Origin of the sequence: Methanothermobacter sp. THM-1, assembly GCF_009914355.1 — an archaeon.
GTDB classification, from domain to species: Archaea; Methanobacteriota; Methanobacteria; order Methanobacteriales; family Methanothermobacteraceae; genus Methanothermobacter; species Methanothermobacter wolfei.
Window position 1 is genome coordinate 1,422,007 of record NZ_CP044013.1, and the last position, 12,487, is coordinate 1,434,493.

The 12,487-nt window shown below is 48.9% G+C and carries 13 protein-coding genes; 5 read left to right on the forward strand and 8 right to left on the reverse strand.

Annotated elements, in window-relative coordinates:
• Positions 1–13 precede the first annotated feature (13 nt).
• From mvhA to FZP57_RS07400, 8 genes are all read right to left on the reverse strand, one after another.
• Positions 14–1,432, reverse strand: coding sequence for a F420-non-reducing hydrogenase subunit MvhA (gene mvhA / locus FZP57_RS07365; RefSeq protein WP_074359405.1), 1,419 nt, complete (start codon positions 1,430–1,432; stop codon positions 14–16).
• Positions 1,433–2,359: a F420-non-reducing hydrogenase subunit MvhG gene (mvhG, locus tag FZP57_RS07370; RefSeq protein ID WP_074359406.1), complete on the reverse strand. Its 927-nt coding sequence runs from the start codon at positions 2,357–2,359 to the stop codon at positions 1,433–1,435.
• 12 nt (positions 2,360–2,371) lie between these two features.
• Positions 2,372–2,797 (reverse strand): hydrogenase iron-sulfur subunit, encoded by a 426-nt coding sequence (locus FZP57_RS07375; protein WP_074359407.1) that lies wholly within the window; start codon positions 2,795–2,797, stop codon positions 2,372–2,374.
• 172 nt (positions 2,798–2,969) lie between these two features.
• Positions 2,970–4,487 (reverse strand): 5,10-methenyltetrahydromethanopterin hydrogenase cofactor biosynthesis protein HmdC, encoded by a 1,518-nt coding sequence (hmdC, locus tag FZP57_RS07380; RefSeq protein WP_191216158.1) that lies wholly within the window; start codon positions 4,485–4,487, stop codon positions 2,970–2,972.
• 113 nt (positions 4,488–4,600) lie between these two features.
• A complete protein-coding gene (locus FZP57_RS07385; RefSeq protein ID WP_074359409.1) occupies positions 4,601–5,026 on the reverse strand; it encodes a hydrogenase iron-sulfur subunit in 426 nt (141 codons plus the stop codon).
• Between the two features lie 9 nt (positions 5,027–5,035).
• Complete coding sequence (locus tag FZP57_RS07390) at positions 5,036–6,178, reverse strand: Coenzyme F420 hydrogenase/dehydrogenase, beta subunit C-terminal domain (RefSeq protein ID WP_074359410.1); 1,143 nt, start codon at positions 6,176–6,178, stop codon at positions 5,036–5,038.
• A 5-nt stretch (positions 6,179–6,183) separates the two neighbouring features.
• Positions 6,184–7,227 carry a molybdopterin-dependent oxidoreductase gene (locus FZP57_RS07395; RefSeq protein ID WP_074359411.1) on the reverse strand — a complete coding sequence of 348 codons (1,044 nt, stop codon included), beginning with the start codon at positions 7,225–7,227 and terminating at the stop codon, positions 6,184–6,186.
• Between the two features lie 4 nt (positions 7,228–7,231).
• Complete coding sequence (locus FZP57_RS07400; protein ID WP_074359412.1) at positions 7,232–7,591, reverse strand: hypothetical protein; 360 nt, start codon at positions 7,589–7,591, stop codon at positions 7,232–7,234.
• 597 nt (positions 7,592–8,188) lie between these two features.
• Between FZP57_RS07400 and hmd the strand changes: the two genes are divergently transcribed.
• The 5 genes from hmd to FZP57_RS07425 all read left to right on the forward strand — a co-directional run bounded on the left by hmd (position 8,189) and on the right by FZP57_RS07425 (position 12,459).
• Entirely contained in the window at positions 8,189–9,223 is a 1,035-nt protein-coding gene (hmd, locus tag FZP57_RS07405; RefSeq protein WP_074359413.1) for a 5,10-methenyltetrahydromethanopterin hydrogenase, read from the forward strand.
• A gap of 102 nt (positions 9,224–9,325) precedes the next feature.
• Complete coding sequence (gene hmdB, locus FZP57_RS07410; protein WP_074359414.1) at positions 9,326–10,357, forward strand: 5,10-methenyltetrahydromethanopterin hydrogenase cofactor biosynthesis protein HmdB; 1,032 nt, start codon at positions 9,326–9,328, stop codon at positions 10,355–10,357.
• 116 nt (positions 10,358–10,473) lie between these two features.
• A complete protein-coding gene (locus tag FZP57_RS07415) occupies positions 10,474–10,950 on the forward strand; it encodes a DUF3236 domain-containing protein (RefSeq protein ID WP_074359415.1) in 477 nt (158 codons plus the stop codon).
• 10 nt (positions 10,951–10,960) lie between these two features.
• Positions 10,961–11,743 (forward strand): DUF1188 domain-containing protein, encoded by a 783-nt coding sequence (locus FZP57_RS07420; protein ID WP_238337892.1) that lies wholly within the window; start codon positions 10,961–10,963, stop codon positions 11,741–11,743.
• Complete coding sequence (locus FZP57_RS07425; protein ID WP_238337893.1) at positions 11,740–12,459, forward strand: Nif3-like dinuclear metal center hexameric protein; 720 nt, start codon at positions 11,740–11,742, stop codon at positions 12,457–12,459. Before FZP57_RS07420 ends, FZP57_RS07425 begins: the two co-directional genes overlap by 4 nt.
• Positions 12,460–12,487: the final 28 nt, after the last annotated feature.

The window sequence follows — 12,487 nt, forward strand, 5'->3', positions numbered from 1 at the left end:
CCTTCTGGTGAAATCAGATCCTTTTAACAAGGTCGCCTTCACTGTCGTAAACTTCCAAGGTGGCAAGTCTCATCTGACTGTCAATGGTGTGTGTTGCACAGGAGAGACATGGGTCGTATGCCCTTATAACCATCTCCATGAGGTTGAATATCTTATCATCCACTTCAACACCTGGCTTGATGTAGTCCTGGGCAACCTTCTGGATACCCATCTCCATGGCAGGGTTGTTCTGGATTGATGCAACCACGATGTTTGCCCTGGTGATGAGTCCATTTTCATCACAGGTGTAGTGGTGTGTGAGTGTTCCCCTTGGTGCCTCAACTATACCCACACCATCTCCTGCCTGTCTCTCAAGGGAGTCAGGGAATTTTTCACCTGAAAGGTCGCCTTCAAGGGCGTCTGCAGCGCATTCAGCACATGCAAGGATCTCTATGAGCCTTGCCCAGTGGTAGAGGAGTGTCTGCTGTGCGTATCCGAAGTTTTCCCTGAATTCCTTGAAGTACTCCTGTGCCTTTGGAGCGGCATCAGGCATCTTGTCTGCAACGTTGAGCCTTGAGAGTGGTGATACACGGTATACACCATCAGGGTAGCCAAGGTCCTTGATGTACGGGAATTTGAGCCATGAGTACGGTTTAACATGCTCTGCGATTGTGTCGGCATAGTCTGCTGGCTTGAACTCCCTGAACATGTTTCCTTCCTTGTCCTTGATCCTCACGACACCGTCGTAGACGTCCCATACACCGTCCTTAACAAGGCCTGTGTGGTATGTTTCAATGTTCCCGAGGGAGTTCACAAGGTCAATGTTCTCCTCGAATATGGGTACTGCAAGTTCAAGGGTGGCCTCTGCAAGTTCAACGTTCCTCTGGGCCTTCTTGAGAAGGTCCTTCTGTGTTTCATCATCGAGTTCTGTTGAAATACCTCCAGGGGTGGAGGATGTTGGGTGTATAGGTCGGCCACCTATTGCCCTGACGAGTTCAAGGGCGTTTTTACGTAGCTCTATGGCCTGAAGTGCAACTTCAGGTGCGTCCTTTATGATCTGGAAAACGTTCCTGGTCTTCCTGTCCTTGCCTGCTATGAAGTCAGGGGCTGCGAGGAAGTAGAAGTGCAGGCCGTGGGAGTGCATGTATGAACCCCAGTTCATTATCTCCCTCATCTTGTAGGCGGCAGGCAGGATATCATCCGGTTCGAATCCAAAGCATGCGTCAACTGCCTTGGCAGCTGCAAGGTGATGCTGAACGTCACAGATACCACAGATCCTAGGAACTATCCTTGGTGCTTCCTCAATTGGTCTTCCCTGGAGGAACTTTTCGAATCCACGGAATTCCATGACGTGGAGTCTGGTGTCTTCAACATTACCTGCATCATCAAGGTGTACAGTAATCTTGGCGTGACCCTCGATACGGGTTACAGGTTCCATTGTGAGTTTAACCATCTATTTACCCTCCTTCTTTATTTTCATTGGTACGAGTGCGGCTGGAAGTGTGAAGGTGTAGAATGTTCCAACAATATCATCCAGCTGTTCAGCCACTTCCTCAGGGTCGACGGTTTTGTCCTCTTCGACCTTGTAGTCAGAGGCTATAGCACTTATCATCTTGGCGCCCTGGTCCTCCACACGTGCTGTTGGACCGTAGCAGCCACGGCATGGTATGGCTATGCTGGGGCACTCTGCTCCGCATATGGATACTGTTGCTGGACCCATGCAGATGAGGCCCTGGGGTATGAGGCACAGGTCGTCTTCTGGTTTACCGACCTCGAACTGCCTCTTTATGAAGTCCATTGCAAGGCCTTCCGGTGGTTTTTCCCTTGGGCAGACTTCACAGAGGTTTGTCTGTGGCAGTTCAACTTCTTCGCCCTTTAGCAGGGCCAGTACAACTTCTGCAACCACATCTGACCTCGGTGGGCATCCTGGCACCTCAAAGTCAACGTCTATTACTTCACCGAGGGGTTTGACCCTTCCTTCAAGGTGCGGTACCTCTTCGGATGGTATCACGCCTTCCTCGTTTGGTGTGGTTATGGAGTTTATGTATGCCTCTTCGATGACCTCATCCTTATCCCAGAGGTTCCTGAGGCCAGGTATTCCTCCATAAACTGCACATGTACCGTAACTTATGACAAATTTTGCCTTTTCTCTCAGTTCTTCGGCGAATTCCCTGTTTTCATCGTTTACGATTCCACCCTCTATGATCACAACGTCAAGTTCAGGGATTTCATCATATTTTGTGTCCATTAAAACAGGGCTGAATTCAAAGTCAGCAAGTTCCATCACATCAATAAGTGCTTCGTGGAAGTCTGCGATGGATAGGTGGCATCCGGCGCATCCTCCAAGCCACATTGTTCCTATTTTTACTTTTTCGGCCATTTAACATCCTCCTTATGCTTCAGCTAACTGTTTTTTGAGTGGGGATGGACCAAGGGCCCTTATTCTGTCAACCATCATCTTAACGGTTTCAGCGAACTTTTCACCCTCTGATGCGGATATCCAGTCGTGGTGGATCCTTTCCCTGCCGATTCCAAGTTCATCTGCCAGTTTGTAGATGAGCCTCATTCTCCTGTCCAGTTTGTAGTTTCCTGCATCGTAGTGGCAGTCACCATGGTGGCATCCTGTTACCAGAACACCGTCGGCGCCTTCCCTGAATGCCTTGAGAACGAACTGTGGCTCTATCCTTCCTGAGCACATCACACGGATAACCCTAATGTTTGTAGGGTACTGCATCCTCGCTGTTCCAGCGGTGTCGGCCCCACCGTAGGAACACCAGTTACAACAGAACATCACAATTTTTATGTCATCTTCAGCCATAGAGTTTCCTCCTTGCTTTTTGGGTTGTACTATAACTGTACTTGGTATATGGTTTAGGAGGGGTGAGTATAAAGGTTACTTATGAAACAATTTAGAAAGTTTTATATATGTGGTTAAAATTTTTATTATTTTTAATACCCCTCCTTTTATCCATCGGCCTTCACTGGAGTGATCATAGGAGGGTTATGGCGTCGGTGAATTTTTCGGAAATTCCTGCAGATGTCTGTGGAATGGTTGTTGATATCACCGAAGAGTCTGCCAGTTCATAGGCCCTCCTATCATCGGATCCTCCACCGTGAACCCCTGATTTGAGTTCAGAGCTGAGGTTATCCACGGTTACAGACTCGACCCACGGGTCCCTGTCCACGAGGATGAATTCATCCACCAGGCCGTCCAGTTTCTTTGCAATGACCCATGAAACAAATCTTGCACCGAATACTGCGACCGTTCCAGATATTTCACCGGCTTCAGCCATTTCAACAAGGCCATTCACATCCCTTTTTACCCGGACCCTCTCATAGATGGGTGTTGATGGGAGGCAGGCCCAGTGGGCGTCGCCCACATAGGTGTAACCTATCCTTTCAGGGTAAACGTTCTCTGTGCCGCTGGCCTTAACCGCCGCTGCAAGGGCCTCGAGCTGGGGCTTCTGTACAGGTACCGGTGTGAGGCCAGCCGGGACCTCATCCCTCATTATCTTCATGACCCTTGGAAGCCCGAATCTACCCCTCCTGGCTGTCCCTGGACTGTAACCGCACATGTATCCATGATGATTCCTGGGGAACCCTGTGATTATTGCATTGAGACCCGCCCTGAGTCCTATGCGGCATTCATCCTCATAGGCACCGTTGGTTGCAACTATCTTTCCAGGTGTCAGTATCCTTGCAGCCGCAACCGCCCCTGCAAAGGCGTCCAGACGGTTACCTGCAAGGTTGAAGGGGCCTCCCTCTATGACAAATACATCCACCCCCATCTCAAGTCCTGCCTCAAAGCCTGAGATCAGGTCATCATACCCGTCGCCAACGAACATTATGGCCTCAACACCCTTACCGTGCTTTCTTGCGATTTCAAGGACCTCCTCTGCCTCGCTAAGTGGTGCTGCATGTGTATCGGCACCCTGGACCGGTGTAAGGTTAACCGCCACCGAGGATGCGAGTTCAACCCATTCTTCTCTGTCCGGGAGGCCCTCCTTCTCCCTGTCAATGAGCCTCGAGTGTATGCGTTCCCTCGGGCAGCCCTCAAAGGGCGGTCCCTCGAGGTAGCACTGGCCCCCGCAGCCTGTTATTGAAGGAGGGAACCTCATGGGACCGTATCGTCCAAAGTGGTCAAGGTCGAGGGGGACCTCGGTTATCTCACGGACATCCCTCATGAGTTCTACCGGCCGCATACCGTAGTTCTCGGCGATGTCTGCAAATGCATATGCACACACGTGTATGGTTGCTCCGATGGCATCTGCTACCATGCAGTTTCCAAGGAGGTCCATCCTCTCAAGGTCGGATGCGCATGTCCCTACAATGAGCTCCGTGAGGTCACATCCCAGTGGAAATCTCTTGAAGGTTGCTCCGAGTTTGATTTTATCCTCTCTTGATAGGTCAGAAACAGCATCCACCACCTCTGTGACGTTCCTGTCCATCTTAATGATTTCCCATGCAGCTTCCGGGTCATTTATGGCTTCCCTGATGATGTCATGCATAACTTTCACCTTAACTTCACTGTGATTCACTATTAGGGGAGTGCCTGATTTAAGCTTTGACAAAAATTTTAAGTTAATAAAAATGGGGTGAAAAAGGTGGGAGTGGTATTAACTCACTTTCCGGCCCGGTATTTCTCCTTCCTCCTGAGTGGCCCTAGGGCCTTCACCTGGTCATGGAATTCCTGCATTGTCTTCTGGAATTTTTCACCCTCTGATGCTGATATCCAGTCCCATCTGAACCTTTCCTTTTCAATTCCAAATTCTGGGAGTATGTCCTCAATGAACTGGGCTCTTCTCTTCCACTTGTAGTTTCCTGAATCGTAGTGACAGTCACCTATATGGCATCCCCCAACGAATACACCGTCCGCGCCTTCCCTGAATGCCTTGAGTATCATTGAGGCGTTTACACGACCAGAGCACATCACCCGTATTATCCGGACGTTGGGGGGGTACTGCATCCTCGCTGTTCCGGCGGTGTCGGCCCCGCCGTAGGAACACCAGTTACAGCAGAATCCAACCATTTTTGGTTCGAAGCTCATTTTATCACCTCAGTCCTTTTCCCCGCTGAACATTGGTGGCAGTTGCTGGCTGATACCTGCTGTGAACCCGGTTCTATCGCGGTACTTCCTCTGGATCCTATGGTAGATCCTTGCAACTGGGATGTCCATGGGGCAGACGTCCTCGCACTGGCCGCAGTTAATGCAGCTGAATCCCATGTGGGACATTCTGACCCCCTGGAATGTGAGGGGGTCCGGTGTGCGGTCCTCTGCCTCCATGAGGTAGTCCCTTTCAAGTTCACATTCATTGCAGAAGCAGACCGGGCATGCGTCCCTGCATGCGAAGCAGTTTATGCAGCGCCTCCAGTATTCATCCCATTCCTCAATGGATGGGTACTCCTCTTCAAGGTATTTGTCCTGGAATTCTCCCGCCATCCTTATCATGGCCTTCTCGATTTTATCCCTGATATCTATCATCTTCTTGGGGAGAGTTTTTGTCTCAATGTAGCCCCCGCTTCTTGCTCCCTCAAGGAGTTTTTCACCCCTCTCCGTGTTCACCTCTATGAAGGTCCATCCTTCCTCGGCTCCCCAGTTACCGCAGGCGATGTCGGCGTTCCTCGGGACCATCATCTCGCATCTCTGGCAGTTTTCACGTCTGCCGAAACCCTCCTCCTCAAGGTAGTCTATTGATATCTCCCTGCGGGTTCCATCTGCAAGTTCAACTATGAATTTCCCCTTATCGATCTCCTCCTTCACAACCTCGTCGGGGTCCACCTCATAGAACAGCTCTATCATCTCCCGAGCTGAAACCGGCCTGATGGTTCCTCCACAGTTGAGTCCTATCTTGTATACCCTTTCAGGGTCTATCTGGTGCCTCTTCTCAAGTTCCCTTATGGCCATGGCATCGCATGGTTTGACAGCCACTCCAAGCCTCATTTCCCTGAGATGTTTTGAGATCAGGTCACCGAACATTGTGGGCGCACAGTGCAGTGAGCCGCAGGTTGATACTATGTCCTCAGAGCTCTCAATGAGTGCCGGGATACCGTCGTAGATGTCATCTCCCCTTTCAAGGGTCAGAACACCGTCTACTATGTCCTTATCCAGCATGTACTTGAATATGCCTGTGACGGCACCGCCACATTCTCCCCTCTTCCTGATTTCCTCATCGGTTGATCTTGCAAGCAGGTATTTCATTCCAGTCACCTCTCCAGGTAATCTGAAATTCTTTCAAATATTTCTCCATCTGTAAGGACTCCCGCTGGTCTGGGGAGTGCTGGTTCAAGTCTCTGGGTGTATCCAAGGGCATTTGTGTATGAGCCTGATTTTTCACACCAGGCGGCTGTGGGGATGAAGACATCGGGACTGTATTCTCCCCTCCTTATGGACTGTAGAACAAGAAAGTCTGATCTGATTTCATGGTCAGCCTCTGCTCCCGGATCGATTAACCATACAATTTCGGCTTCTGCGGGCGGTTCACTCAATGGTTTGAGGTGTTTCATGACCCCCCTTGTGTTGAAGTCCTCAAGGATGGGGATGACATCAAGTCCCTTCCGGTCTGCAAGTTCAACGACGCTTCCTATGACCCCTGGTATCTCGGGTGTTATGATGAGGAGTGATCCTTCAGGGAGTTCCTCAAGGGCGCCGACAAGTTCCTCCGCTCCACTGAAGCGGATGTGTGAATTGAAGTTGAGGCTCATCCTGGTTGAGTCCCGTGTGTCATAGGATCTTACCTCTGCACCCCTCTCGGCTGCATGGAATATCCTCCTTCCAATTAGGGGCGCGCAGGTCAGTGGATCGCCGATGACAGCTATACTTTTATAATCTTTAATTTTCTCGATTTTGACTTCAGGGTAGCTGAATTCAGGGAAACCCGTTAATACACCTGCATTTATTCCAAGTTTTTCTGTGAGTTCACCGAGCTTTGCTGCCTCTTCATCTGTAAGGGTCCCTGTTGCAAGAACAGATATCTGTTCAGGGGATGTGGAACTCAGCTTATCTGCAAGCAGTGACAGTGCATCTTCCCAGCCGGCACCCGTGAGTGCTCCTGATTTTTTTATGGCGGGGGATGTTATCCTCTCCTTTACGGGTATCTCATGGCATTCCCTGCCGGGTCTGCAGGTCTTCCCCTCATTAACAGGGTGCCTCTTGTAGGGGTAGGTACCCACCGGGGATCCTTCAATTTCTATAAGGTTCACCCCGCAGCCGGCACTGCAGGATGGGCATACTGTATGTTTCACCATCATCTCTCTAAACCTCCAGGTTTTTCAGCTGATTTTTGAATTCATCGATGCTGACAAGTTCATTCTGGACTTCCACGGGCCTTTCACGGGTTATGTTGAAAATTCCAACCATCATCTCAAGGCCGGAGTCCAGTATGAGATTTGAAAGGTTGCATGGAAGCTCATCAGAGTCCTCCAGCAGGACCCTGCCTTCAACCTTGAAGTCCAGGGACAGGTCATTTTTTGAGGTCACGTAGAACACGTAGCCGACCGAATCCTTCCTGAAGTAGGTGTAATCTATTTTCCAGTCAAGGTCAAGGCTCAGGGTGCATGATTTTGGATTTTTCTCAGGGCGAAAAAGTCCAATCTTCTGAATCTGTATTTCCATGGTTTCACCACAACCTCTGGTTCTATCACGGTTATCATAATTATCTGCTAATAAGTATTACTTATATAAATGTTTCTAAAATCAAAAAGGGTTTGGAAGAGATTACAAGATAAAATGATACATTAGATGCGATATTAGAAATATCAGGACTTTTAAATGCTTCATAATCCTTGATAGGTTCCTTGAATGTCCTGAAATGCAGATGGTTAATATCAGAAGAAAAAAGAGAATTTAGTAATAAACTTTTATTTTTTAATATTAATGATCGGGTGGGGTCCGATGGCTGTACTATGATATTTATGCCCCTCCCAGCATGAGGGATGGTCTTCAGATGTTTTAAGATGAAATCTGGAGGCATGTAACCAGTAAAATTAATATTAATATTTTAATAATTTTTAATATATTATTATAACATAGTGGTTCTCAACAGGTTTACCGTGATTCCCGTTTTGATGATTTTCAAGGATCTGAAAGGAACCATAGAATCTATTTATAAGCTTTTTGGTTTAAGAAAGATCAAAAAGTATATTTATATCGCTAACAGATTAATTTGTACTACTAATAAAATAGGTAGTATTACTGAATGGAGTGATAAATATGAAACTTGCAATACTAGGTGCAGGATGTTACAGGACCCACGCGGCCAGTGGAATAACAAACTTCTCCAGGGCCTGCGAAGTCGCTGAAATGGTTGGAAAACCAGAAATAGCCATGACCCATTCCACAATAACAATGGGTGCAGAGCTCAAGGAACTTGCAGGTGTGGATGAAGTCGTTGTCGCCGACCCTGTCTTTGACAACCAGTTCACAGTGATAGACGACTTCGCCTACGAGGACGTTATAGAGGCCCACAAGGAGGACCCTGAAAAGATAATGCCCCAGATAAGGGAAAAGGTCAACGAAGTTGCAAAGGAACTTCCAAAACCACCTGAAGGCGCAATCCACTTCACACACCCTGAAGACCTTGGATTCGAAATAACAACCGATGACAGGGAAGCTGTTGCAGATGCTGACTTCATAATGACCTGGTTCCCTAAGGGTGACATGCAGCCAGGCATAATCAACAAATTCATAGACGACATAAAACCAGGTGCAATAGTCACCCACGCATGTACAATCCCAACCACCAAGTTCTACAAGATATTTGAAGAAAAACACGGTGACCTCGTAACCAGACCTGAAACACTCAACGTAACATCCTACCACCCTGGTGCTGTACCTGAAATGAAGGGGCAGGTTTACATTGCAGAGGGCTACGCCTCAGAGGAAGCCATAAACACCCTCTTCGAACTCGGACAGAAGGCAAGGGGCAACGCATACAAACTGCCAGCCGAACTCCTGGGACCTGTCTGTGACATGTGCTCTGCACTCACAGCCATAACATACGCCGGTATACTCACCTACAGGGACTCAGTTACACAGGTCCTCGGTGCACCTGCAGGTTTCGCACAGATGATGGCCAAGGAGTCACTCGAACAGTTAACAGCCCTCATGGATAAGGTTGGAATAGACAAAATGGAAGAAAGCCTTGACCCCGGTGCACTTCTGGGTACCGCCGACTCCATGAACTTCGGAGCATCAGCAGAAATACTGCCAACAGTATTTGAAGTCCTCGAGAAGAGGAAAAAATAACCGGGCTCATCCCGGAAAAAATTTATTTATTTTTTATAGCATAAATGAGTTAAACAAAAACTTCTTATCAATCCTGATAAAGCAGCTTAAACCGGTGTTAAATTGATAAACAGGATACTTAAAAGGGCAGAGTCCGGGAACCCCCTTAGTGATGAGGAATTACTTGAACTGTTCAGGATAAACAGGCCAGAGGAATTTGCAGACCTGATGGACACAGCATTCAATATCATGCGCGACCACAGGGATCGTGTTAAATTAACATCAACGGTGCACATAACAAACATCTGCCAGGTCACCCCAAGGTGCAGGTACTGTGGATTCGCCGCCGGCACATCAAAAAATGGATACTACACCCCCTTCTTCAAAACCGATGATGAGATACTTGAAGCGGTACGGATAATAGAGGAATCAGGGATTCCACGGGTCAGCTGCTCAGGAGCCCACGGCTTTAATGGGGAACACGCGGTTAAGGCTGCTGAGATAGTCAAGGAGAACACCTCACTCGAGCTCCTCATAAATGTTGGAGCCGACCTCACCTTAAGCTCAACAAGAAAACTTGCAGACTACGGAACTGACACTGTCTGCTGCAACCTTGAAACCATCAATAATGATCTTTTTAATCTTATAAAGCCGGGTGAAAGGCTTGAAGATCGTATAAGGGTATGCGAGTCTGTATGTGACAGTGGAATAGAACTTTCAAGCGGTCTTCTCATCGGGCTTGGTGAAAGTTATGCTGATCGAATAAGACACCTCAGATTTCTGGATGAATTTGAAAGCCTTGGTGAGATACCCATAATGGGTTTCAACCCCTACAGCGGCACCCCCATGGAGAACCACCCCCCATGTCCACTTGACGAACAGATGAAGACCATAGCCATTACACGGATCCTCTACCCAGATATCAGGATAACCGTTCCGACACCAACCATCGGCCCTGAAAATGCCAGGTTCTCACTCATGGCAGGTGCAGATAACCTTGCAACCGTCATACCCGACGGATACCCCCATGACGTCAAGGGTGTGGGTTCACCAAGGTACGGCAACCTCAACGATGTCCTCATGGTCATCCAGGAGATGGGTCTCAAACCACAGTTAAATTTTGCACCTGAGGCAGAGGGTGTTGCAATCCTCTAACTAATTTTTTATATCGTCATTGCAATAATCTAACATCAGACAGTTACTGCCTAATTTCCATAAATGTGCATAAATACAGTAACTGGACTCTTACATGAGACAAAGCAGGTGATTGAATGCTGGAGGACCTTATCAGGGAAGCCTACCTTGAATCTGCAGAAAACAGGAGGCGCGGTGACCGGGAGGAAGAAGTTAGGGCCATAAGGGATTACATCAGGAGCGCCGGGCGGATAGCGGTGCCCAACTGGAACCAGGAAAAAATAAGGGTCATAAATGAAGTCCTGGCCGAATTCGGCCTCCCAGAGGCGGAGCACCTCCAGTTCAACACCAGCTGGGTTGACCTTACAAGGATGCCCGCTGTTACAAAGGCCCTCCTCGCCCTGGATATATCTGGTGCTGACCTTGTGATAGCCAGGGGGAGGCTGGGTGTGCCGGGTTCAGGTTCACTCCTTGTAATAATGGACTCCAGGGGCAGGTTGCTATCAGCAGCCACCTCCCCACCACATGTACTGCATGGGAAACCCGTGGCTGAAGCTGTGAGATCCGAGATGAGACTTGCCCTTGAAAGGCTAGGTTTCACCATGGAAAAATGATGAAACTGGAATGATTGAAATGGGATCCTATGAGACAGGAATAACAGAGACCGTCAGGACTTTCTTCTCGGAATACACGGTCCATGACATAATCAGACATATAGGTAAAACCAAGGCCTCTGCAGTCACAGGGTGGCTTGATGATATCAAACTCAGACCAGAAAGGGCCCTTATAATCGGTTCATACTTCACAGGAGCATTCATTGCAGAGAGCCTTGACTGTGAGGTCACGGTGGTTGATATAAATCCCCAGCTGAAATTCCTCCTTGGTGAGGGTGTGGAATTCCATGATAGCATCCATGATGTGAGCGGGACCTGGGACCTCATCGTAGACACAACGGGCCTGGGTGGTGTGGGGGAGGATGAACTCTCAGGCCTTGATTCAGGAGCATTCCTCGTTGAGGACCCCACCTCTGATGGCAGTGACGGAACCATAATGAGGTTAAATGAAACAGAAGAAAGGCTTGATATGATTGAATCAGACTACAGGGGATCCCTCCGTACCTGGGGGCTTAGGACAAAGACCTCGGGCACCATGACCCTCACCGTTGAGGTCCTCAGACGGTCAATGGCTGACATCATGGAACTTGATGGTGTCCTCTACAGCACCGCCACCCTTGAGTTCTTTGAAAGGCTACTCTTCAGGAAGAAGGACCCTGCAGGTTTCCTCAGTCGCCTAGAATCTACGGCCCTTATGGTGTCCTCCCTCCGTGACGTTGACTGTGACACGGTCCTTGAGAGAAACCTTTCCATGATAAAATCCAGGGTGATCCCTGCAGACTTATTTAAATGAATAACATGCTGAAGGGTGAAAAAATTAGAATAGAAGAGTTCGTTGAAATCATGAATGGAATAGCCCCTGAGTCCCTTGCCCTTGAAGGGGACCCTGTAGGGTATCATGGCCCGGACATCAGTGTTGAATCTGCACTGATCATGATGGACTACATTGAGGGTGCGGTTGTGGATGGATACGACCTCCTGGTACTCCACCACCCTCCCCTTCTGAGACCACCCGTACCCTACTACGTCATACACTCCAACTGGGACGTGGCAGATGGCGGGGCATGCGATGCCCTTGCAGAGGCCCTCAACCTCTACCCTGAATCATTACTTGACCCTGCAACCGGTATCGGCCGTATATGCAGTGGGGACATCTACCTGGATGAACTCCTTGAGAGGGTCTCCGGACTGAACCCCTCATCAATCAGGATAGTTAATCCTGCAGAGAACATTGACAGGGTCGCTGTTGTATCGGGATTCGGACTATCACAGGAGGACCTCATAATAAGGGCGTTCAATGAGGGGGTTTCGGCCTTCATATCAGGGGACCTGACCCACAGGTGCGCTGTCCTTGCAAGGAACCTCCAGATAACCCTTGTTGACGCCGGACACTACTCAACCGAGATGCCCGGCCTTCTGAGGCTCCGTGACATCATAGAGGACTTTGGCATCACCGCCGATATCCTTGACACCGGGACGCCCTGGCAGGAGTACATGGCACCGGATTGAACCCATGATGGTGTCACGGTCCATTCAG